The 21,327-nt window shown below is 32.8% G+C and carries 26 protein-coding genes and 1 pseudogene; 16 read left to right on the top strand and 11 right to left on the bottom strand.

The window, feature by feature from the left end; translation table 11 throughout:
• Positions 1–6 precede the first annotated feature (6 nt).
• The 3 genes from ACQKIM_RS23740 (at position 7) to ACQKIM_RS23730 (ending at position 2,902) form a co-directional block, all read left to right on the top strand.
• On the top strand, positions 7–441 hold the full coding sequence (locus tag ACQKIM_RS23740) for an ImmA/IrrE family metallo-endopeptidase (RefSeq protein WP_427548708.1): 435 nt from the start codon (positions 7–9) through the stop codon (positions 439–441).
• A 119-nt stretch (positions 442–560) separates the two neighbouring features.
• Positions 561–1,730 (top strand): tyrosine-type recombinase/integrase, encoded by a 1,170-nt coding sequence (locus tag ACQKIM_RS23735; protein ID WP_427548707.1) that lies wholly within the window; start codon positions 561–563, stop codon positions 1,728–1,730.
• A gap of 536 nt (positions 1,731–2,266) precedes the next feature.
• The gene (locus tag ACQKIM_RS23730; protein ID WP_427548705.1) at positions 2,267–2,902 is read left to right on the top strand and encodes a hypothetical protein; all 636 of its coding nucleotides are present in this window, start codon (positions 2,267–2,269) and stop codon (positions 2,900–2,902) included.
• Between the two features lie 391 nt (positions 2,903–3,293).
• Here the strand turns inward: ACQKIM_RS23730 and ACQKIM_RS23725 are convergent, their stop codons facing one another.
• The 4 genes and pseudogenes from ACQKIM_RS23725 to ACQKIM_RS23710 all read right to left on the bottom strand — a co-directional run bounded on the left by ACQKIM_RS23725 (position 3,294) and on the right by ACQKIM_RS23710 (position 5,828).
• Positions 3,294–4,502, bottom strand: a complete 1,209-nt coding sequence (locus ACQKIM_RS23725) for an MFS transporter (protein ID WP_427548703.1) — start codon at positions 4,500–4,502, stop codon at positions 3,294–3,296.
• Positions 4,503–5,021: 519 nt separating this feature from the next.
• Complete coding sequence (locus tag ACQKIM_RS23720; protein ID WP_427548701.1) at positions 5,022–5,159, bottom strand: hypothetical protein; 138 nt, start codon at positions 5,157–5,159, stop codon at positions 5,022–5,024.
• Between the two features lie 177 nt (positions 5,160–5,336).
• A pseudogene (locus tag ACQKIM_RS23715) lies at positions 5,337–5,408 on the bottom strand (M15 family metallopeptidase); the annotation flags it as partial.
• A 279-nt stretch (positions 5,409–5,687) separates the two neighbouring features.
• Positions 5,688–5,828 carry a hypothetical protein gene (locus ACQKIM_RS23710; protein WP_427548699.1) on the bottom strand — a complete coding sequence of 47 codons (141 nt, stop codon included), beginning with the start codon at positions 5,826–5,828 and terminating at the stop codon, positions 5,688–5,690.
• Between the two features lie 440 nt (positions 5,829–6,268).
• On the opposite strand from ACQKIM_RS23710, the gene ACQKIM_RS23705 reads away from it, so the two are divergent.
• Positions 6,269–6,415 carry a YjcZ family sporulation protein gene (locus ACQKIM_RS23705; protein ID WP_427548697.1) on the top strand — a complete coding sequence of 49 codons (147 nt, stop codon included), beginning with the start codon at positions 6,269–6,271 and terminating at the stop codon, positions 6,413–6,415.
• A 103-nt stretch (positions 6,416–6,518) separates the two neighbouring features.
• Here the strand turns inward: ACQKIM_RS23705 and ACQKIM_RS23700 are convergent, their stop codons facing one another.
• The 3 genes from ACQKIM_RS23700 to ACQKIM_RS23690 form a co-directional block, all read right to left on the bottom strand.
• Positions 6,519–7,028, bottom strand: a complete 510-nt coding sequence (locus tag ACQKIM_RS23700; protein WP_427548696.1) for a MepB family protein — start codon at positions 7,026–7,028, stop codon at positions 6,519–6,521.
• 175 nt (positions 7,029–7,203) lie between these two features.
• Positions 7,204–7,509: a PhzF family phenazine biosynthesis protein gene (locus ACQKIM_RS23695; protein ID WP_427548694.1), complete on the bottom strand. Its 306-nt coding sequence runs from the start codon at positions 7,507–7,509 to the stop codon at positions 7,204–7,206.
• Between the two features lie 110 nt (positions 7,510–7,619).
• On the bottom strand, positions 7,620–7,952 hold the full coding sequence (locus ACQKIM_RS23690) for a PhzF family phenazine biosynthesis protein (RefSeq protein WP_427548692.1): 333 nt from the start codon (positions 7,950–7,952) through the stop codon (positions 7,620–7,622).
• Between the two features lie 679 nt (positions 7,953–8,631).
• Between ACQKIM_RS23690 and ACQKIM_RS23685 the strand changes: the two genes are divergently transcribed.
• From ACQKIM_RS23685 to ACQKIM_RS23665, 5 genes are all read left to right on the top strand, one after another.
• Complete coding sequence (locus tag ACQKIM_RS23685; RefSeq protein ID WP_427548690.1) at positions 8,632–8,934, top strand: PadR family transcriptional regulator; 303 nt, start codon at positions 8,632–8,634, stop codon at positions 8,932–8,934.
• Positions 8,935–9,185: 251 nt separating this feature from the next.
• Positions 9,186–9,374 carry a hypothetical protein gene (locus ACQKIM_RS23680; protein WP_427548688.1) on the top strand — a complete coding sequence of 63 codons (189 nt, stop codon included), beginning with the start codon at positions 9,186–9,188 and terminating at the stop codon, positions 9,372–9,374.
• Between the two features lie 323 nt (positions 9,375–9,697).
• Positions 9,698–9,895 carry a hypothetical protein gene (locus ACQKIM_RS23675; protein WP_427548686.1) on the top strand — a complete coding sequence of 66 codons (198 nt, stop codon included), beginning with the start codon at positions 9,698–9,700 and terminating at the stop codon, positions 9,893–9,895.
• A 753-nt stretch (positions 9,896–10,648) separates the two neighbouring features.
• Entirely contained in the window at positions 10,649–10,990 is a 342-nt protein-coding gene (locus ACQKIM_RS23670; protein WP_427548684.1) for an ATPase, read from the top strand.
• Between the two features lie 481 nt (positions 10,991–11,471).
• Positions 11,472–12,896, top strand: coding sequence for a VanZ family protein (locus ACQKIM_RS23665; protein ID WP_427548682.1), 1,425 nt, complete (start codon positions 11,472–11,474; stop codon positions 12,894–12,896).
• Between the two features lie 311 nt (positions 12,897–13,207).
• Here ACQKIM_RS23665 and ACQKIM_RS23660 read toward each other — a convergent pair whose 3' ends face one another.
• A complete protein-coding gene (locus ACQKIM_RS23660; protein WP_427548680.1) occupies positions 13,208–13,735 on the bottom strand; it encodes a hypothetical protein in 528 nt (175 codons plus the stop codon).
• 309 nt (positions 13,736–14,044) lie between these two features.
• The gene (locus ACQKIM_RS23655) at positions 14,045–14,209 is read right to left on the bottom strand and encodes a hypothetical protein (RefSeq protein ID WP_427548679.1); all 165 of its coding nucleotides are present in this window, start codon (positions 14,207–14,209) and stop codon (positions 14,045–14,047) included.
• Between the two features lie 176 nt (positions 14,210–14,385).
• Here ACQKIM_RS23655 and ACQKIM_RS23650 point away from each other — a divergent pair, with 176 nt between their 5' ends.
• Positions 14,386–14,838, top strand: coding sequence for a GNAT family N-acetyltransferase (locus ACQKIM_RS23650; RefSeq protein WP_427548677.1), 453 nt, complete (start codon positions 14,386–14,388; stop codon positions 14,836–14,838).
• Between the two features lie 64 nt (positions 14,839–14,902).
• Here the strand turns inward: ACQKIM_RS23650 and ACQKIM_RS23645 are convergent, their stop codons facing one another.
• Positions 14,903–15,226: a hypothetical protein gene (locus ACQKIM_RS23645; protein ID WP_427548675.1), complete on the bottom strand. Its 324-nt coding sequence runs from the start codon at positions 15,224–15,226 to the stop codon at positions 14,903–14,905.
• 145 nt (positions 15,227–15,371) lie between these two features.
• On the opposite strand from ACQKIM_RS23645, the gene ACQKIM_RS23640 reads away from it, so the two are divergent.
• Entirely contained in the window at positions 15,372–15,917 is a 546-nt protein-coding gene (locus ACQKIM_RS23640; RefSeq protein WP_427548674.1) for a BclA C-terminal domain-containing protein, read from the top strand.
• 268 nt (positions 15,918–16,185) lie between these two features.
• A complete protein-coding gene (locus ACQKIM_RS23635) occupies positions 16,186–17,211 on the top strand; it encodes an alpha/beta fold hydrolase (RefSeq protein WP_427548672.1) in 1,026 nt (341 codons plus the stop codon).
• 135 nt (positions 17,212–17,346) lie between these two features.
• Here the strand turns inward: ACQKIM_RS23635 and ACQKIM_RS23630 are convergent, their stop codons facing one another.
• Positions 17,347–17,712 (bottom strand): hypothetical protein, encoded by a 366-nt coding sequence (locus ACQKIM_RS23630; RefSeq protein WP_427548670.1) that lies wholly within the window; start codon positions 17,710–17,712, stop codon positions 17,347–17,349.
• A gap of 138 nt (positions 17,713–17,850) precedes the next feature.
• On the opposite strand from ACQKIM_RS23630, the gene ACQKIM_RS23625 reads away from it, so the two are divergent.
• The 4 genes from ACQKIM_RS23625 to ACQKIM_RS23610 all read left to right on the top strand — a co-directional run bounded on the left by ACQKIM_RS23625 (position 17,851) and on the right by ACQKIM_RS23610 (position 20,715).
• On the top strand, positions 17,851–18,360 hold the full coding sequence (locus ACQKIM_RS23625) for a DUF3231 family protein (protein WP_427548668.1): 510 nt from the start codon (positions 17,851–17,853) through the stop codon (positions 18,358–18,360).
• A gap of 416 nt (positions 18,361–18,776) precedes the next feature.
• A complete protein-coding gene (locus tag ACQKIM_RS23620) occupies positions 18,777–19,064 on the top strand; it encodes a hydrolase (protein ID WP_427548665.1) in 288 nt (95 codons plus the stop codon).
• A 378-nt stretch (positions 19,065–19,442) separates the two neighbouring features.
• Entirely contained in the window at positions 19,443–19,592 is a 150-nt protein-coding gene (locus ACQKIM_RS23615) for a YjcZ family sporulation protein (protein ID WP_427548663.1), read from the top strand.
• 469 nt (positions 19,593–20,061) lie between these two features.
• Positions 20,062–20,715 (top strand): pentapeptide repeat-containing protein, encoded by a 654-nt coding sequence (locus tag ACQKIM_RS23610; protein ID WP_427548662.1) that lies wholly within the window; start codon positions 20,062–20,064, stop codon positions 20,713–20,715.
• The last annotated feature ends 612 nt before the right edge of the window (positions 20,716–21,327 follow it).

Raw genomic sequence — 21,327 nt, 5'->3', positions numbered from 1 at the left:
GATTGGATGGGTGTGGAAGAAATCGTTCTACATTTAATAAAAAAATATAAAACAAATGATCCATTTAAGATTGCTAAAGAGTTAGGTATCATCATCCTATACCATGAATTAGGGAATGTGTATGGATATTTTAGGACATACAAACGAATGCCTATAATTCATATCAATAACAATTTAGAACCTGAGATGCAACGTGTGGTATGTTCACATGAATTAGGACACTCGATACTTCATCCTCTTGTGAATACATTGTTTTTTAAAAGACATACATTTTTTTCAACGGATAAGTTAGAAATAGAAGCAAATCTATTTTCTGCTTATCTCTTAATACCAAACGAAAATTTATTTGATTCATATGACCAAATGACAATATATGATATAGCTGCCTTACATAATGTACCAGTGGAATTAGTGGAACTAAAATTTAAGGGGCTATTTTAATACCCTCAAAAAGAACATACATTCTTTTTTTGAAAGGAGTGATGCTTAATTTGTCCTCAACTCTAAAACTCTATGTTGCGTACCTGTCCATACAAAATATAGAAACGGAGTGGACAATAATGGTTAGAAAAAAACTCAATAGTACTAAAAAGGAAAATATATATTGGTATTATGATTCCAATAAGAAAAAGAAGTATGCGTATCGTTATAAATTTTATGACCATATAGGGGTACGTAGAGAAAAGACAAAACAAAATTTTGACACAAGTGTTGAAGCTGAAAAGGCATTAACAGCATTAAAAGCTACTGTTTTAAATGGTGGAGAAAAAATAATATTTAATGAGAACATGTCAATTGCTCAATGGGTAGATATTTATTTTGACCGTAAAAAATCAAAATGGAAAGGTACCTCCCCTAAAACTTATCGAAATGTTATTGAAATTTATCTTAAACCATATATCGGTAAATATAAATTATCTCGACTTTCAAAAAGTATTTATCAGTCAGAATTCATTGATAAATTATCTTTAATTGCCGCACCAAAAAGCATTCAAATGTATCATAATTTTTTTATTGGATGTATAAATGCTGCAGTGGAAGATGATATTTTAGATAAAAATCGTATTGCAAAAGCTGAATTGCCTAGAGTAGAAAAATTAAATAATGATGAAGTTGAAGGAAATTATTTGACTCCTACTGAACTAGAATTATTGCTTAAATGTGTAAGACAATCTTGTGATATTTCTAGATACACTTTAATATCTATTCTAGCTGCTACAGGGATGAGACGAGGCGAGGCTGGAGGCTTACGTTGGTCAGATATTGATTTTAAGAATAACTTAATTTATATCAACCGAACACGTGATTTTTATGGGGAACGTTCTGCCAAAACACTTAATAGCATTCGTTGTATTGATATGACAGAAGTATTAAGTAAACAATTAGATCGCTATCGAAAATGGTGTATCGAAAGAAAGTTAATTTATGGTATTCAACATAACGAGGAAGATCTTGTTTTTATTAGTAAGACTTGCAAGCCTCTAAATCAGAATGCAGCAAGATTAACTTTAATATTAATGCATGAAATGTATGATGTTAAACTAATTTCTCCACATGGTTTACGTCATACATTTGCTACAATCTCTATTGCCTCAGGCACACCACCAACAACGATTGCCAAAATTCTTGGTATGACTACTTCTACCCTTTTGAAAACTTATGCGCATTCATTTGCAGACAGAGAGAAAAGAGCAATGCAAGTTCTAAGTGAAATTGTTAATTTCGATTAAAACGCTATTTTCTATTTTAAATGGGGCACTTTTTGGGGCACCAATATGGTTAGCCCCTCCCCAACCCTTGATAAACAAAGGGTTTATAAAAAAATTATCATAAGCATAACTTATGACCTTGGTTTCTAACCTGATGTTTCTAATTTTAGAGATATGCATAAGATGAAGGATTTGCAGAAAGGACATTTTCTATACCTTTCTAACTAAATGTATTTAATTGAGGTACAGCTTGAGGTACACGTTACTTTTTTAAAAAGTGTACCTCAATAATACATAGACAAAAAACTTTTCATCCGGACAGGTTTTAATAGTAAAAATATAACAAAAAAACTGATTTACAACAACTTATATTTTTTGTAAAACCAATATCGTATTTTTTACGTTCTTATATGCGTATTTAACCATTGCTGCATCAATATCAATATTTATCATTCTTACTCATAGATTCGTATTTCCACTTATTTTAAAGGATTTTTGAATCAAATCTACTCAACCTTATACTATATGGATGGGTCACAACAGGGTCAAAAGATAGTTTGAAGGGAAAAAAACAAATTAAATTTGCTGGTATTTCAATCGCTTTAATGATTGCATCTTTTATCGGTTTCTTGGCAGCAACTGACTCTACTGAAACATCCGAAGATACTGATAAGGAAAAAGTTGAAACTGCTGCTAAACCTAAGGAAGAAACACCAGAAGAGAAGGCTGCACGTGAAGCTAAAGAAGCTGAGGAAAAAGCAGTAGCTGAACAAAAAGCAGTAGCTGAACAAAAAGCAAAAGAAGAAGCTGAAGCTAAAGCTAAGGCGGAAGAAGAAGCACGTATAAAAGCTGAGCAAGATGCAGCTGCTAAAAAAGCAAACGCAAAGACTATTGACTATCCACAATTGAAAAAGAATCCAGATCGATACAAAGGCGAATACGTAAAATATAAAGGAAAGATTCTACAAATTCTCGAAGGTGACAACGTTACAAACATTCGACTTGCTGTAACACCGAATTCTTATGGCTATGATGTTAATGATGTTATTTTCATAGAATATGCAGGGTATACAGATTATGTTGATGACGATATTATAACTGTTTACGGAGAAATTTACGGCTCCTATTCTTACAAATCTCAAGCTGGATTTGATATTTCATTACCTGGATTAATTGCAAAAGAATTTGAATAAATTACATGTCACTCAAAAGAGTGGTATTTTCATTGCAATTAAAAAAGACCAGCTTCGCTAATTTATCTTTGCTGGTCTTTATCTTTTCTATTTATTTCGTCTTTGCTGAATAGTAATATACAACCCAATTAATCGATCAGTGGTCATTGTACCATTCTGTAAATCCTTTTTGTATTCTAACACCTACCAAAGTAAGTGTTTTTGATAAAGTCTATTTATTGCCACCTATTGAGGAGTGGTCTTTTTTATTTTTGTTTAATTAAACCTCCTATTCGTACAATAATTCAAGAAAAAAAGACCATCAAAAATGATGGTCCTACTTCAAAATCTATCACACAGTCTTTTAAAAAACAAAGGAAATTGTAGCTAACAAAACCCTACACCTTTAATTTTATTGTTCCATAACATTTCTAACAAACAATTGCTTATTTTTATGAGCAATTAAACTTACTATCGCAAGCAATAGCCCCGAAATAACGAATACAACTCTAATCCCTAACAAATCAGCTAATAGTCCCATAACAAGTGATCCAACGCCAAAAATCCCAGTTCCGATAGCACCTAATGAGGTATAAACGGTTGACAACTGTTCTTTTGACACGCTAGTTTGTATAACCGTTTGTTGAGGAATTTTTTTTATTTGTTCAAAAAGCCCTACACAGAGCGATAAAAGTAATGAAATGATTGGAATACTGTTTAGGCTAAATAATATTGTGAATAAGAAACTTACGAATGAACCGACAAAAATAAAGGTTCCTAATTTCTTTTCAACAAAAGATGAAAATTTAATACAATAAGCACTTCCTAAAATAAGACCTAAAAAGTTAGCTCCATTGATAAATCCCCACCATTTTTCATCAACGTTCAAAGCTTCGTTGACAAACACATATAAAATAGCAGCTATCCAAACTGTTGCTGCAATTGTTTCCAAAAATTCTATCCAAGCAATCCTTCTTAATACTGGAGTGTTAGATAAAGTTTTCCAGCCTTCTTTAATCTTTTCTAGTTTCCCTTTTTGCTCCGTTGTTTCATGGTTTACACTTTCTAAAAGGCAAAGTAATATGCTTGCAATTACAAATAAACATCCAACTAACCAAATAAGTTGTTGAGAACTCATAATAATTAGCAATGAACTTCCTACGAACCACATACCTGCTTGTATGATCTGCGTAATTGTTTCTGCAATTCCATTAGCTTGAATTAGATATTCAGGTTTAACATAGTATGGAGTCAATGTCTGTCTTATTGGATTTGCACATCCGTCAAAAAAAGCAATCAATCCTATTATTAAAAAGATAAAATAATAATTAGCTGCTGTTAAACCGATTAACATAAACCCTAGAATAAAGAGTAAAATCGTCTTTACTATTTGTGACCCAGCAAGTAACCATTTAAGATTTAATTTCTCAACCAAAAGAGGTGTCAGCAGACTGGATATAAACATAGAAGAAGCAATCGTAAATGGAACAATCGATGCTGCAATTGCAGAACCTGTTAACATAAAAATTGTACTTATAACACCAACTATATATAATACATCGCCTATATTAGCGAGTGACTGGCCCAATAGTAATAAAGAAAAATTTCTATTCATTTTCATTATATATCCCCCAATTTTTCATTCGAAATTTGTATATTAGGGGATATTAGATTGGACTATTCATTAAAATTTATATCCCCCAATTCTTCATTCGAATTTTGGTTTATTAGGGGATATTAAATTGGACTATTCATTAAAATTTCACTCCTATCATATAACGGACAAATCTGGGGGATATAGATTTATCACAAGTTTTGTTCCATCAATAAATATTTATATGAATTATAACATAATTCAAACATATATGATTCTTAACTTGTTTTTTAAATATCGCACTTCATTATTCAGAACGTTCTTTTGTATTATTTCAGGTCAAGCGCTCGTGTTTTATCAAGTGTAATTTCTGGAAATAAAAAAAGCCCAGGCTCAAAATTAATTGAGTATCTGGGCTTCGTCATTGGTATATGCGTGTTCATTTGTTTACAATGACATTGATAGATTACTACATCATTCTCAACAAAAACTGAACAATACTTATTTACTTCTACGTTGCTAAATTGTAATATACAAACCCATTAATCAATCAGTGGTCATTACGCCATTCTGTAAATCCTTCAAATGTGATTCTTGAACGATGCCGTCTTTAACCGCCTGTGCAATAAAGTTTTCTGTTTCAGTTTTCATTGCTGGTGAACCGGGATTCCATGTTTGAGTCACTTTGATTTCCTCCTTCGGTTTATCTTCTATGATTAGTTGTACTTGCCCTTTGCTATTAGTAGGTACGTTTACTTTTCCTTCTAGTTTATAACTTGCAGACATCTTCCAAGATGTTTTAATCTCGAAATGCGGACGATCAATACTACCTACCCAATCGCCACCCCACGTAATACCTAGCTTTCTTGCAATGGCACCTACTCGAGTAAGTGTATTTACATCATAAAGAGAATGTGGAGGTTCAACAGCAATATTCCCAGCTAGGCGTGATTTGTGATTGCTGGTTAGTGTCTAGGTAACGATTTGCATAGGTCTAGTACGACCCTGAGCTTAAAGATAATTTTGTCGTTCCTATGAGCGATAAGTCTTCGTAATAAAGATATTTTTAATTCTAGCTTTAGAACACTCTTGAAACAAAATTTAAGGCTTGTTCAAATGCCTTATCTCCTTCTGATAACGAAAGTGTTTTCTAATTTAATTTGCATCACTTTCTCCCTTCTACATAAAACCTTCATATTGTTCATTAGCTTGCTATAGCGTTTGTGCTGTTTTTGCCCCAATTACTGATAAATCATTTCGCATTTTCTTCACTGTATTTACCGTCCAGTGATAATCCTTAATCCATTGGTCCAATAAAAATTTATTTACTTTGGGTGGTGTCTCTTTTAGCATAGTTCTGCCCCCTATGTCTTACATTAGTTGGTGTGTTATAATCTTTATATGACGAAGCCATTAAAGGGCAAAACTAGTTCAAGGCTGTAGCGTGTGATGACGCTGCGGCTTTTTTATTTTAATTACTGATTATTTTCTTCATATTGTTAATTAGTTTGTTGTAGCGTACGACGAAGCTACGACTTTTTTATTTTTAAATCTATTTCACAGGCAATTCACTATACAAACATAGCTATCACATCATAATAATAGTAAGGTAAAGCTAATTTAGCCTTACACCTCCTGAAGTTTTTTTAAAAGGTCACTACCATCCCAAGTGACCTTTTTTATTGTCTTATCTAACAAAAATATACTTTTCTATGCCTTTAGCTGAATGGTTTAACACCCCTACTCCTTCTCTTCAGACAACATATTATAGATTGTAGAAAGGAGGGATACTTATGGGATACTATGGTGGAAATGTTGGTGGCATTAATAATGGCTGCTACTCCGGTGGTGGCTCTAGTGGCTCATCATTCGTTCTAATTGTCGTTCTATTTATTCTTTTAATTATTGTCGGCGCTACTTTCATGACTACAGGGTATTAACATTTCCGATTAGGGTCGCCTCCTAGACTGGTGACCCTTTTATAGTTTCTTTCTTCAACGTGTACAGTAACTATTTGAATGACGCAGTTAAAGATATCTAATTTTAGTTGGCGTATAATTTTAATAGCTCATGTATTGGTAAACTATTCATATCACTAATATGGAAATAATACGGTAATTGCCACTTTTGTGTCGCTATCGCTTGTTTGCTAGTGGGAGTATCCCACCTAGGATAAACTCTAATTGCCATTTTTCCCTTTGTACTAGAGGTTCTAAGGATGTTTTGTTGTAAAAGAATCTCTTTTGGAAAAACGAATTGACCAAAATCCCCATTATCATTAAAAGTATTGATTACCAATAAATCAGTGGCATTATCATATGAAAATGCTTGGTTTTTATTAGCTTCATCCTTTTCCCAAAAGGAAACAAACTGTCCAACCTTGGTAGGTGTTATTTTTGCGACTCTAAATCTAACCGATTTAGAATTTAACTGAAATATTCCAGCTCCATAATCTGAATTTTGAGTTTCTTCTTGGATATTTTTTATAGTTAAATTATTTGGTTCATAAAGTAATTCATTTACATATGCTAACGTCTTATTAAATTTATTCATAGTTTTACTCCTTATCTTATACTAAGATATACCAATATATCATTTCCGGGCTTTGTCACCGTAATTGTTCATTAAAAGGCTTTATTTCATTAGTATTTTTATTTAGATTTACTGTACCATTTCCGCAGATTGTTCGGTAAAAGCACCCGATTGTGAAAAAGTATATGTAGAACGCTTAGTAAAGTTCACCTTTTGTCAATATCATGGCATTGCCACCTACCATAATTCTGGGATTATTCTTATTAATTAACTTTGTTATGATAATAGAAGGTCTACCCATACTATATCCCTGCAAGAAAGTGTACTCTTGATAAAATGTATTTAATACGTGATTATTAAAAAGATAATAGGTTAATGCCCCATTTGAAGTACCTGTTGCGGCTTCCTCATTAATTCCGTAGAGTGGACAAAAGTTTCTACTCTCTACTATTCCTTTTTCTGTGTCTAGCGTAAATGCATGGTATCCTCCTACTTTATTCATCTTTGCATATTCAGCAAGTGCTTTAAAATCAGGATTTGAAGCATACTAGGCCACCTTTGTTTTGATTGGAAGCACTATATCCCAAAGACCAGTGTTTGCGGCTTGAGGTACTAGATTTTTGTGACTTTTATCAATATTAAAAAGTTCAGACAAAACCTCATAATCATCAAATATTTTTCCAAGCTTAGGTTCAGCTGTTCCATCATTATAAATCCTGAATTCACCTTAACAGCAAGCTTGTCAGCGAGTGTTTTCATATAGTAGGTGTTGTTATCTTCAATGGCATGACTGTCTAATAGGGCTTTAAAGGATGCAACTGTAGCATGTCCACAAAGTTCAACCTGTGCAGTCGGTGTAAAAAATTTTATTTCGAAATTCTTATTGTCTAATTTTTTAATAAATGCTGTTTCTGAAAAACGAACTTCTGCAGCAAATTTCTGCATAAACTCTTCATTTAAATTTTCATAGATGACTACTCCTGCTGGATTTCACCAAACCTTGTTTCTGTAAACGCATCAATTATATAATATAATAAATCAAATTGTCCCTTATTAGTAATTTTAAAAATGACTCCCCGCTTAATCATTTTTAGGGCACTAAATACTCTACAATATAGACATTAATTGAACAATACAATCGAGTTTTAATATGAATAGTGAATGTAATGTTTTCTCTCTTGAATAATTTCTTCTAAATACAAAGCCCCTTTGGAACTAATGTTTTACAATATGAATACTAATAGACTTAGTTTTTATATTGCTAGTTACATCAATTATTATTACTTTTACTGGCATACTAACAGTCAATTTGTTTGTCCTTTCAGGTGTACTATGTAAAGGTTTTTAACAATAAAGATTTCTTGTGAATTGATAATTTTCCTTTCGTCATTGACTTTTAAGAAAGACTCACCGAATTTTTGTGTCAATGCTCAATATTTGTTTCAGGGGTGAAATCACAATGAAAATAGTTATAATAATTGCTTTTAATAAGTATGTTTTAAAGTAAAAACTTTTTCAAAAATCATTACGTCTAAATAATATTATTGCATACATTCTAAGTTACGGTTATTATTACGTTATACGTTATATCGTGAAACGTAATAATATTTAAAGGAGGTATTACATGAAAAAAGATAGATTCTCCGAGCCTTCATTGTTTATTTTGATTAGCCTGGCAGAAAAAGATTGTCATGGCTATGCGATTATGGAGGACATTGAAAAAAATTATAGTATTAAGTTAGGTGCTGGGACTTTATATGGAGCAATTACCCGTTTAGAGAAAGCAGGCTATATTCAAGTCCTTGAATCAGATGATCGTAAAAAACCATATAGACTCACAGATGAAGGACGTGAATATTTAAGCAATCAAATCAAAGAAATCCAAGTAGTAACTGCACTCGGAGCAAAAAGGCTTGGATTAATATGAGGTGGTTGATTTATTTGTATCCAAGAAGTTGAAGAAAACGATATGGTGATGAAATAATTGATTTATTAGAGCAAGAAGATTGGACATTCTTTAATATTATCGATTTACTGAGAGGAATTGTTGATGCTTGGAAAATTGAAATAAATGAACGACAAGTTTCTGGCATTCGTATGAGTAATGTGTTAGTGCTTATCAGTTTGATCAATCTATTTATTATTCTACAATACAGATCATCACAGGGGGTTATTTTATTGGAACAAATTACTTTACTCATTGCAATGGCATCAATATTCTTAGCAGTTTCTATTTTCATTGTGAATCTTTTTAAAGAAGGTTTTCAAAAAGCTTTTTCAATCAGAACTAAATTATTAAAAATGAGCCTTGGATTTATGGGCTTATATGGATTGAGTTTTATTGCATTTTTTGTACTAGTAAATTAATTCAATTTAAGTTTAATAAAAAATGACCAAGGAAATAATTGTGCTTCTTGGTTTACTAGTATCTTAAAGAGCAGTCCAATTGAAAATCTTAAAGCTTCTCCATTAAGCATTGAATTGATTTTATTCTATAGTTTCAAACCCATGTTGAATACTTCGTAAATAACCTCAATAACAAGCACGAAAATCCTACTGTTTGCGCTTTTCACATAATTTTCCTTCTTATGTGATTAAGTATCTTAGCTGACTAATTGAGCTGTAACACGTAACAACTATACTGCCCTTTTTATGATACAATTTACATAATTACACAACGGGGTGATTTCATGGAAAATGATAAATTAGTTTGTAAAATATGTGGTGGTGATACCTTTACACAAGGTGAATTAGGTGGTGTTAATGCAAATGTAAGACCATTAGACTCAATTTCAATTTTTTCGAGCTCCCCACTACTATTGTCTATTTGTACTAATTGTGGAGAAGTATCTTCAATGAAAGTTAAGAAACTTCACAAGTTCAAATAGTCCCATATCGTTTTATAGGGCCGCTTCATGCAGAGCTGCCCTTTAATAATTTCTATCCACAAAAGACAGATAATAGACTCTGTGATTGAAATATTTTCACTATAATTAGATATCCGTAACAATGGAGGAATTCATAGAGAAATATTTTCAATTCTTGTATCTATATCATTTACGATTGCATTAACATTGTTTGCATTCACTTATTTTTTAGATATTCATCTTATCGTTTATATCGATTTTACTAATAAAAATTATTGATTTACTTAATTAAGAAAGAATAAGACAAAGCCCTGCCTTGCTATCCCCTGCTTGCCCATTACCATTCTATTCCTCGCTTTGTGCATCCTTTTGATTTATCAATAGATGCCTTATATCCATTCAGATTATCCACTGTCCAACACATTCATCTTTCTGAAATGATCCCATATTATATAGATTTAGCATTTAAAAATTGACTATAATACCTCATGTCGCCCCTCTTATTTTTTGTCATAAAACCCTTCTTCGATTTTACTACCATATCATGGCCCTCTACGCCAAATAGGTGTTTTTACTAAGGTATTACGTCTTGGTATATTGGTTCACCTTGTTTACAGATTTTCTTTTGAATGATCTTCTACTAATTAATCCTCATATTTCTTTTTACTTTTAGAAATATGATCAATAAGTCTAGAGAATGTAATAGTTTACTACATACTATAAAAATGTAATCTGCAGATTATAAATTTTTATTTTTGAGGAGGTGAATATTATATGCCTTTAACTACTGGTCCAATTGAAAATTCAGGAAATCTACCAGCTAATGCTGCTAACGTTCGTATCAAAGTTCTTAATCTCACTGGGGGGTTACTTACTGGGGTGGTCCGAGTTTTTAAACTTAACGGTTCAAGACAATTACTATCTACAACTCCTTTTGCCGCTGCTGCTAATGCTTCTACTTTTGTAACTCCAAGTGTAGCAGGTGCGTTCCAATATGAGGTTGAAATTGCTCCAAATCAAACTGGCGGATTATATAGCGTTTACGGACGTACAGCTTCAGGTGTTATCATCGATGCCCAACGATTTGCGAACTCAGAGCTAACACCGATTCTTTAATTTTAAATAGATTGTATAATCAGAAAAGCCTTATACTTCGGTATTGGGCTTTTCATATTCATTCATATACCTCCAATTTGTATACTCCTTCTATAACAATAGCTAGCTGACATGATTCTCTGCCCAATCTCTTATCTAAGTACTTTTTGAGATTTTTATTATTATTAACTACTAAAAATAGCTATTATATCACTATATTGTTTCAAATTACATTGGACCCTCTTACCTTTTTCAATGAGCCCAAAATGTCCTTAATCATCTTTATATTATATCTCAAGCTACCTCTTCTCCATTTTCACCAACATTGAACCAAAAAAAGAATACTGTTAAATAATGAAAATCCTTAAGAAAATCTTCATAAATATTCTTTCTAATTATTAATAATTTCCATTTACAATGATGAAGGTCGACAGTATTGAGAATTCTCTCGCATAACATGTAGCGTTTGAAAATCAGCATCTGAAAAAAGGAGCATCTCACCTTGGATATTACAGAAATTTTTAGCAATATTCGTTATTTAATGTTACCAGTACTTATTATTATTGGCATAGAGTCCTTACTGATTGCACTCTATTATTACTTTTATCAAAAACGACAATCAGAACACAAAAAACAGATTTCTATTAAGAAACTTATTCTTGGCGCAGTCTTCATCGGATATATTGTTTTTGTGTTGGAGCTAACGATTATTGGCCGCGGTACCTCACACTACATGGAGATGAACCTTCATCCATTCAGTGGTTATATTGACGCATGGAAAAAATATTCCTTACGTGATCTCCAAAATTGTCTATTTAATATATTAATGTTTGTACCATTAGGAGTTTTATTACCTTTACTTATCGCTAAATTAAAAGAATTTAAGTGGCTTCTTCTTGTAGTTATAGGTGCTACAGCGTCTATTGAAACGTATCAGACACTTTCAGGAGCAGGAATTTTTGAACTGGATGATTTAATAAACAACTCACTTGGTGGCATTATTGGATACCAGTTATATAGATTAGCTGCTTCCATTGGACGTAGCAAAAAAGTAAAAATGAAAAATCTGATTGGAAACCTTTCCATACCTCTATTATTGGGTTTGATTTTTGTTGGTATGAATATTGTTTACACCCAACAGGAGTTCGGTCATTTAGCAATAAACGCCTATACAAAATCAAATATGTCAGATGTTCATATATCAACTTCATTGGAGTTAAGCTCAGCATCAACAGTTGCTCCAGTAAATAAAAATATTATTAAAAATGATGACATAGAAGGTTTTTTACAACAGAAATTAGGTTTATCAGTGGTAAATACACAGGATTATAAGGGCGATCGTGAGATTTTAATGGTAGACAAAGTTGGGGTACAATATAAATTGTTTATAAGTTCAGAAGGTCAATGGTCATTAACAGCGAACAATTATACGCCAGAGCAAACTTCATTTACCGAGCAAGAATCAATGCTTAAAAAGGCGAAGGCACTTATGGATGATCTTTCTATAATACCTACAGGTGCTACATTTACTGTATTGGAGGATGGAAAATTTGAATGGGACCTTCCAGATAACACTGATTTAAACACAGATTATTGGAGTGGAGATATAGGTCTGGGTCTTAAACCGGATGGCAGTGTTTATTCGTTGACATACAGTCTTAAAAAAAATCAATTTATACGGGTAGTAAACATCTTGTCTCCTGCAGAGGTATATGAGCGAATTAAGAATGGAGAGTTTCCCCAAATAAAATATAATGCGCTGGTAAAGGAAGAAGAACTTATTATAAAAAAAGGCGATCAACTTGAAATTGAATTAATTGAGCTTTCGTATATGTACGACACAAAAGGTTTCTATCAGCCAATATACAGAGTTTCTGGTAAATTTAACGGAAATGATTGGTTCACCTTAATCCAAGCTAGGAAGTAAAATATTTTGGCAACTCCTGTTCCAAAAGTTAATAAAAGCCCAGGCTCAAAATTATTTGGGACCTGGGCCATTCTGTAACCGGTTAGTATTTTATATCTAAGCATCATCGAAAAATTACTAGAAATACTCTGGAAGACTACAATGACGTAACATTAAGAGTGTTTGGTCCAGAAAGTCTCAAGAATTCAACCTTTTTCTAAATCGAATCACTTTTCGTATTCTTGTTGAAAACTTAAAAATAGGAATAAAGTGATTTTATAGGAATCAAAAACATTACGCCAGTAGAGAACTCAAAAAGCTATCCTATATCATCAATCATCCAGTTCATCATCTTCAATTAGTATTATCTCAACCTTAGAGACTCTTTCACCCCATGAACCACAGTCTTTGATAGTAGCAATAACTTCATATATACCATCTCCAAAACCTGAACGAAATGCTACGCCTAGTCCTTCCTGGTCTCCGCTGTAATTTAGTTGACCACCTTGTTTATCACTATTGGAAGTAATTTTGCATACTGTATCATAACTACTATCTGTTTTGATTAAAGTTCTAACAAAAAGGTCGTTTTCTTTAATGATTTTTTGAATATAAGTAAAAATTTCTTTTGCATTGACTTCATTACATTCAATTAATTTATAAGTTTCCTCATCATTCACTTTATAATCTTGATTCTTTAAAATTTGAGACAATTCATCCTGATCTTTTCCCCAAAATTCGATAGCCACAGGACTACCTTCCATATTCCATTCGCTATTAATGTAACATGGATCAATAATCAATAATTGGCCAGAATCCACTCCAACAACGCCTAGTGATACTTTTTTTTCTGCTGACATTTTGATTCCTCCTGTATTCATATAAAAAAGCTGATACTATTTAATATTTCTTTATCTCTGAAATTAAATTTCTTTCCGACTGTAATTACAAATTTACATACTAATTTAGTAAAATGATTATATACGACTTGATTAGGTTCATCATCCTCAAAGTATTCAGTAACTAGATTAATTCCATCTCCTTAATTCTTTCTAAAAAAACATTTCTTTTATGAAATTACATTTTTTGAAACTCACATAGCTTTATATTGTATACTCCTTATTAGGAGGCGATGATAATGAAAAAAAATTTCCTATGGAAAAATATTATTATTGGTAAGATTGATAAAAATCATCCTCAGAAAAAATCGACAAAGCATTAGATGAGATCAGTAAAGCATTAGATGAAACTTTTACTTCTGTTGGCAAAATGACAAATAACATAACATCATTTACTGACGACAAACGTAAATAACCATATTTTTTTGCGGGCACTTATAAGTGCCCTTTTTTAAACCTAATGTTCAAAGTGTTCAACTAACTTTAATATCCATATCCTATTTAATAATTTTTTAGTATGTTATATTCATACATAAAGTTTAGGATAATTTAAAATATCACTAAGCTCAACAATTAAATACATTACTACTGAACTTTGGAGGTAGATTACCATGAACGAACAAAATGTAAATGAAATAGCTCCTCTTAAACCTGATGATCGTAGCCGATGGAATGTCTTGGCACGGAGCTATAAAGCATTTTACGAAACTGAGCTCTCAGACAAGAGTTACGATGAAGTTTGGGAGTGCTTGCTAAAAGACGATGAAATATTCGGTTTAGGAGCATATCTTCAAGGAAACTTGGTCGGTTTCACCCATTTCCTATTTCATCGCACAATCTGGATGGAAAAAGCATGCTACTTACAAGACCTCTTTGTAGATGAAACCGCTCGCGGACATGGTGTTGCTCGTAGACTCATTGAGCAGGTAGCTGAATACGCTCGCGAAAATCAAGCCTCTAAGCTCTATTGGCAAACTAAAGAGGATAATACCACTGCTCGTGTTCTTTATGACAAGATCGCATATCACAAAGGTTTTATACGTTATGATTACCCACTAAATTAGAAAATCTTGGTTTACGGCTACTTAGGTGGCCGTAAAGCTTTAATAATGTTTCGCTTTTGGTCGATTAATCCCACGCACCGTTTCTTTCCATTACTTCTACTATCTCACCAATCCAAGGTTCATCTGTATTGATTACAACATAAGAGTTAAACGATTTTTTACCATTTTTCTCACGTCCTGCTTCGATATTGCCCAACAACGAGTCCATTAACGGTGCTACTTCATTTAGAGCAAATTCGCTGTTGCACTTAACTAAATCAGCTATTTTTATTACTGTATATTTTTGCTCTTTTCCTTCGAGGACTGTACCTTCAAATACTGGCTCTGTTTTTGTTTGTTTTAAAATAGCTGCTACTTCTTCATTAATTCTCGGATAACTGTTATTCATTTCCATTCTCCCTCCTGTGCATTTTGCTCAAAATGTGCAGTAACTTAACCTTCAATAATGAACGATTAAATTGAGTCGATTGTTAGCCTATTGCCCTTTACTCCATATTTCACTTGAATAAAATACTACAAATGGAGGTGAAAAAATGGATAACTGTAGTAACTGTAATAAACGTTCCTGCTTATGTGGAAGCCAAATAGGACCTTTCACAGCCGTTGATCTCTGTGGAATTACTGGCTCTATTCCTCCTGTAACACCAACAGCATGTAGTGGTCTTTGCGAATATGGTTATATCTATAATCTAGGTGCTGAAACTGTAGCTGTAGAGGCAGATATTATTTTTGATTCAACAGGTATAGTTACACCGGGGATTACGCATGCTCCAGGAACCTCTCAAATTTTTGTTACCACACCGGGAATCTACGAGGTTACTTTTATCGTATCAGGTGTTGAACCTAACCAATTCACACTATTTTTAAATGGTGCACCGGTTACGCAAGCAGTCTATGGTTCAGGAGCTGGTACTCAACAAAACACAGGTCAGGTAATAATTTCTATACCAGCCGGCGGGTTTCTTACACTTAGGAATCATTCCTCCGCTGCAGCAGTAATCCTTCAAACTTTGGCAGGAGGCACACAAACCAACGTAAATGCCTCTATTATCCTTAAAATGTTAAGTCCTATTGTCTAGAGATATAAAAACTTTCTTCATTTCAAAACTTCAAAAGATTTCATAGTTAGGAGTGATTAACCTTTTGCGTAGGAATTACTCCTTTTTTCTTTTCAGAATTATTCATTAATATCAGGTAATTGATAACCCATGTTCTCACTTCCTTACTGAACAATATGTTTCACTTGTTCATACTCCGTTCATATTGTCGTCACTGTGAGTTCATCTTCATCGTTTAGGCTTTCTTTAGGGTCTTAAAGGGAGCCCAAAACAATAGGAGAAGAAGTGAGTGAAAACACGAGAGGTGAAAATAATGGACTTGGACACAACAACAGACAAAAAACCAGCTAATACGATGAAAAAATTGCTTAACATTTTACTTAAAATTTTAGCAGCATTAGTTATAACAATTGTTGTTTTTATAGCCATTGTTTTTGTCATTGATAAGATCAGTAGCAAATTAGAAGCAGGAAAAATAAAGCCTTATGGTCAGTCTGTAACAGTAGATGGGAAAAATATGAATGTTTTGATTCAAGGACAAGGCGCAGAAACTGTCGTGCTACTACCAGGTTTGGGAACAGGAACACCAGTACTTGATTTTAAGCCGCTAGTAGAAGAGTTATCGCCATTTTACAAAGTTGTAGTGATTGAGCCTTTTGGTTATGGATTAAGTGATATAACCGAAAAAGAACGGAGCACAGAAAATATTGTAAGTGAAATCCACGAAGCTTTACAGATTCTTAAAATTGACCGCTATATTCTAATGGGTCACTCCATTTCGGGCATTTACGCACTAGATTATGTGAACAAATATGAAAACGAAGTGAGTGCATTTGTCGGGATCGATAGCAGTGTTCCAAGGCAATATGGTGATAAGGTTGTTGAATCTCCAATACCTTCTTCAGTAATTACACTACTCAAAGAATCAGGTTTAGGCAGATTGATAATGAAACTAAGTGCTGACCCATATGCTACACTGCCAGTTGATGATGAAACAAAAGAACAAATGAGAATTCTTTCTTACAAAAACTTTAGAAATCCTACCATTGTGAATGAAATAGAAAATAGGCCTTCTAATTTTAAAGTAGCTGAAAATTTAACATTCCCAAAAAACCTGCCTGTTATTTTCTTTTTACAACCTAATAGTGCAGCCATTGAAGGATGGTCAACACTACATGAAGAGCAAGTAAAAGATTCTGTACATGGAAAAGTGATGACATTTGAAGGAACACATTATTTACACCATACTCAATCAAAAGAAATCGCTGAAAACTTCAGGACATTTATTGAAGAAGTAAAGCAAGACAGTAGATAATTTTAAAAATGAAAGTTTGTTTGTAACTAGTTGATCTCTCAATCGCGTTATCTAAACAGGGTCCTCGTATTATCCATGCTACGGCACCATGTGCAAGCTTTCTTGCATGTGTGCTGTAGCATTTCTTTCTTGTGGTTAATCACCCTCTGACCACTTATCATGGATTTTATGAAATTTTGCTTCTAATTCACTCAACGCTACACCAATTGAACGAGTTACTGGATCATCTACTGGATGAACCATACTCTGAATGCGTTGTAAGTCTATAATCGTTTGCAAATGTAGTTCTGATGCTTCTTGAACATCGTTTTGTAGTTGTAAATATAGTGCTTCATAATTAGCTACTTCACAATTAGGGCATGTGTAAATGCCGTTTCTATCTGACTGCTCATGTATAACGCTAAATTCAAATGCACAATCTGGACATTCAATAACTTCAGCTATTTTTACGTTAGCCGTTTCTTTAGTAAAGATACTTTCCCCATTAAATTGAATTGACATATCCTTCTCTCCTTTATTTCGCATTTTCTTTCGAATCCTCATATTGTTCAACAATATTACATTTTGTGTATCAATTTTTTAATTACATCCATACTAACTTTGCTTTAATGGCGAAAAACAAGAAAAGGAAGTGTAGATATGGGTATTCTTGGTGGTAATCCAAAAGACGAACCATTGCATTACGGTGAAGTATTTAGCGTTTGGTCAAGTTTAGTTGTAGACTATGGTATGATTTCTGGCTATCAAACGTTTTATAATCACGCTGGTGATGAAGATCTAAAAAAAATTATTGAAGATATCATCGAAACATGTAGGGATGAAGTAAAACAATTAGAAAAAATTCTAAAAACGAATGGCGTTGCTTTACCACCTGCTTCTCCTGAAAGACCTGTAGCAAGATTGGAAGATATCCCTCCAGGAGCAAAGTTTAACGATCCAGAAATCAGCGCCGCTCTGACTGCCGATCTGGCTGCTGGATTAGTTGCATGTAGTCAAGCGATGGGCACTTCTACTCGAGAAGATATCGCATTAATGTATGGTCAATTCCATACAGCAAAAGCTCTACTAGGTGCTAAACTACTACGTCTTAATAAAAATAAAGGTTGGTTAGTTCCACCACCATTACATGTAGATTATCCAGAAAAGTAAAAATAATTTACCTGACAAACTGTCTCCCTAGTATACAACTGGGGCTTTTTTTATAGAGAACCTTATTTTACACACAATAATTTTGAGTGTATCGCACGCACTTTATATCGGCTGTGGCGTTGGTTGACCGTCGCAGCTTTTTTATTTTTAAAGGCCATGAACTATATAACCCAAGTTAACTAAGCATATAAATAGTAGTGTTAAGCTAAACAAGTTTAACTTAGTACCTCCTGATTTGTTACTAAGGGTCACTTCCACCCAAGTGACCCTTTATTAGTTTTTTTGGAAAAATAAGTTTAATGTTTAATAGCCAAATCGCCAATCCATTCTCATTTTCAAATCATAAATTACTAGTGTAAGGTTAGTACTACCTTAATACACTAGAGAGGAGGTCTTGAAAATGAGCATTAACAGAAATGTTAATGCTCACCAAAAAATGTTTTTCTTGTGATGAAAAGGAAAACCATCACGAGAAAGATCACCATCGCTGTAAAGGTTGTGTTTGTAATCAATTAAGACGCTTACAAACTCAGACTGAAGTTGACCTTTTCTTATTTGGCGATCAGATTATAGAAGATGTTGTTTTTATTACCTTTGACCCGAAAGATTGTTGTGCATTCTTTAATGATCCAACGACAGAGCCTGGTTCAACAATTATTGTGGACTGTCAAGATATTCAAGCTATCAGAATAGAAGCAGACTAAGTTATAAAAGGGTTCTCCTGGCTCTGCTTTACAGGGTCACTTTCGTCTAAGTGACCCTATTAATAGTTCTGATACTTATATTGTTCATTAGTCTCCTGTAGCGTACGACGAAGCTACGACTTTTTTATTTTTAAATCTATTTCACAGGCAATTCACTATACAAATATAGCTATCACATCATAATAATAGTAAGGTAAAGCTAATTTAGCCTTACACCTCCTGAATTATTTACTAAAGGTCACTCCTATCCCAAGTGACCTTTTTTTATTGTCTTATCTAACAAAAATATATTTTTTTATGCCTATAGCTGAATGGTTTAACACCCTACTCCTTCTATACAACTAACATATTATATATTATAGAAAGGAGGGATACTTTATGGGATACTATGGTGGAAATGTTGGTGGCATTAATAACTGCGGCAATAACGGCGGCGGTTATGGTAATGGTTCAGCATTTGCGTTAATTGTTGTACTATTTATACTTTTAATTATTGTCGGTGCTACATTCATGAATACAGGATATTAAAATTTTCGATTTTAGGGTCACTTCCCAGCCTGGTGACCCTTTTATAGTGTCTTTCCTCAGATCGCTTAAATAATGAATTCAGAATCTATAAACTCGACTATTCCAACTCTGTATATTTTTATAGAATACAACTCTTTGACAATTCTGTGGTCAAATCCATAAAATTCGATAATTAGAGCAGATTCAGAAATGGAGTAATCTTGAAATTGGTTGCGAATTACTTCATGGAGCAATTTGATAATCTCAACTTCTACCTCAGTCTTTAGGCTTTCTTCTAAAAAATCCCTGTGAAATCTAAACTTAGATATGATAAATCACCTACTTTCCTGAATATAATTCTCATATTGCAGGAACGTGATGGAATTTTAGATTTGCGCATACTTTTACTTAATATGAAAGTCTTTTCATTTTATTTTTTTACTTTAAATTTATGTATAGATATTACAAACTTTTTGAAGGGTGTGCTAATATGTCACAAAGTTTCAAAATTGAATTACCAAAAATCCTCTCAGATCTAGAAAAAGCTAATTTTCAAGATATTTTTTATGATGAAGACCCATATTTATCAAATTGTATTATTGCTGATACAGTAATTGATAAAGAGGTTGTTGAAAAATTAATTGTATCTAAAGTTATTTTTAAAAATGCAAAATTCATTGATGTTTCTTTTAGAAAAATTGATTTAACTGATGTAATTTTTGAAAACTGCGATTTATCTAATTCAAACTTAAGTGAAGGCATTATACATAGAGTCAATTTCAAAAACTGTAAATTATTAGGGTCAGATTTTTCTGAAGCTAATCTTGGAAACGTTTCTTTTGAAAATTGTATTGCAAGTCTATGCAATTTTTCTGAAACTCGTTTCAAACAAGTAATATTTGATAACTCAATTCTACATGGTGCGAATTTTTATGATTGTTCACTAAATAAGGTGAAATTTTATGAAAATGATATTAATGATGTAGATTTTTCTCAAACTTCTTTAAAAGGAATTGATATTAGTACATGTAATTTTGAAAGACTTAATGTAACCCCAGAAAGTTTGAATGGATGTGAAGTTTCCACTGAACAAGCTATTGGCTTTGCTTCTTTGTTGGGATTGAGGGTAAAGACATTAAATTAAAAAAGCAGAAGCTGATTGGAATATTCTAATCAGCTTTTTTACTGAATAATTCCTTTCGATACATCCATATATTGTAGTAAATGTTTGTTCCCTATAAGGATAGGTAGCATTCAAATCATTACGTCGTTTTAACACTAAAATAACAGGAAACTAAAGGAAATAAGGTGTATTACTTACATAAAATTAAATTTTCTTACATAATAAAATGTAAGGAATTGTACAGTTTCAAATCATTAATAGATTTAGATTTTGGGAATTTAGCAAGTAGTGCTTTAATATTCCCCAGTGGAGAACTAAAAATAGAAGCGGAGTGGTTATGACAATTAGCTCCAGTCTTCAAAATCCAGAAATACTAAAGAGTTTACAGCTTTTTATGTGCCGCTTCATATCCACCTATTGCATCATTATTCAGAAATATTGACACTCTCTATCCTTCTTAAAGCTCTTCTCTCATTCTTCAATTTATTTTTTTCACTTGCACATTCTAGGCATATGTTTTTATATTGATCATTATTTTTGGCTCTTCACCAAAACATGTGCTTGACTAAGAGCCATACTGAATCCATTCGGCATTGCATTCTAGTAAAATTGTCTCTTTATAGTGCTGCGGAT

It is taken from the genome of Lysinibacillus sp. NPDC047702, assembly GCF_050272555.1.
Lineage (GTDB): Bacteria > Bacillota > Bacilli > Bacillales_A > Planococcaceae > Lysinibacillus.
This window is presented reverse-complemented; position numbering and strand designations above follow the sequence as displayed.

Excerpts from the sequence above, each read along its gene's own strand:
- ACQKIM_RS23710 (WP_427548699.1), bottom strand. The coding sequence starts at position 5,828 with ATGCTAAAAGAGACACCACCCAAAGTAAATAAATTTTTATTGGACCAA.
- ACQKIM_RS23650 (WP_427548677.1), top strand. The coding sequence starts at position 14,386 with ATGAACGAACAAAATGTAAATGAAATAGCTCCTCTTAAACCTGATGAT.
- ACQKIM_RS23620 (WP_427548665.1), top strand. The coding sequence starts at position 18,777 with ATGTTAATGCTCACCAAAAAATGTTTTTCTTGTGATGAAAAGGAAAAC.
- ACQKIM_RS23740 (WP_427548708.1), top strand. The coding sequence starts at position 7 with ATGGGTGTGGAAGAAATCGTTCTACATTTAATAAAAAAATATAAAACA.
- ACQKIM_RS23705 (WP_427548697.1), top strand. The coding sequence starts at position 6,269 with ATGGGATACTATGGTGGAAATGTTGGTGGCATTAATAATGGCTGCTAC.
- ACQKIM_RS23685 (WP_427548690.1), top strand. The coding sequence starts at position 8,632 with ATGAAAAAAGATAGATTCTCCGAGCCTTCATTGTTTATTTTGATTAGC.
- ACQKIM_RS23625 (WP_427548668.1), top strand. The coding sequence starts at position 17,851 with ATGGGTATTCTTGGTGGTAATCCAAAAGACGAACCATTGCATTACGGT.
- ACQKIM_RS23640 (WP_427548674.1), top strand. The coding sequence starts at position 15,372 with ATGGATAACTGTAGTAACTGTAATAAACGTTCCTGCTTATGTGGAAGC.
- ACQKIM_RS23690 (WP_427548692.1), bottom strand. The coding sequence starts at position 7,952 with ATGCAGAAATTTGCTGCAGAAGTTCGTTTTTCAGAAACAGCATTTATT.
- ACQKIM_RS23675 (WP_427548686.1), top strand. The coding sequence starts at position 9,698 with ATGGAAAATGATAAATTAGTTTGTAAAATATGTGGTGGTGATACCTTT.
- ACQKIM_RS23660 (WP_427548680.1), bottom strand. The coding sequence starts at position 13,735 with ATGTCAGCAGAAAAAAAAGTATCACTAGGCGTTGTTGGAGTGGATTCT.
- ACQKIM_RS23610 (WP_427548662.1), top strand. The coding sequence starts at position 20,062 with ATGTCACAAAGTTTCAAAATTGAATTACCAAAAATCCTCTCAGATCTA.
- ACQKIM_RS23735 (WP_427548707.1), top strand. The coding sequence starts at position 561 with ATGGTTAGAAAAAAACTCAATAGTACTAAAAAGGAAAATATATATTGG.
- ACQKIM_RS23615 (WP_427548663.1), top strand. The coding sequence starts at position 19,443 with ATGGGATACTATGGTGGAAATGTTGGTGGCATTAATAACTGCGGCAAT.
- ACQKIM_RS23670 (WP_427548684.1), top strand. The coding sequence starts at position 10,649 with ATGCCTTTAACTACTGGTCCAATTGAAAATTCAGGAAATCTACCAGCT.
- ACQKIM_RS23645 (WP_427548675.1), bottom strand. The coding sequence starts at position 15,226 with ATGAATAACAGTTATCCGAGAATTAATGAAGAAGTAGCAGCTATTTTA.
- ACQKIM_RS23725 (WP_427548703.1), bottom strand. The coding sequence starts at position 4,502 with ATGAAAATGAATAGAAATTTTTCTTTATTACTATTGGGCCAGTCACTC.
- ACQKIM_RS23630 (WP_427548670.1), bottom strand. The coding sequence starts at position 17,712 with ATGTCAATTCAATTTAATGGGGAAAGTATCTTTACTAAAGAAACGGCT.
- ACQKIM_RS23695 (WP_427548694.1), bottom strand. The coding sequence starts at position 7,509 with ATGAATAAAGTAGGAGGATACCATGCATTTACGCTAGACACAGAAAAA.
- ACQKIM_RS23700 (WP_427548696.1), bottom strand. The coding sequence starts at position 7,028 with ATGAATAAATTTAATAAGACGTTAGCATATGTAAATGAATTACTTTAT.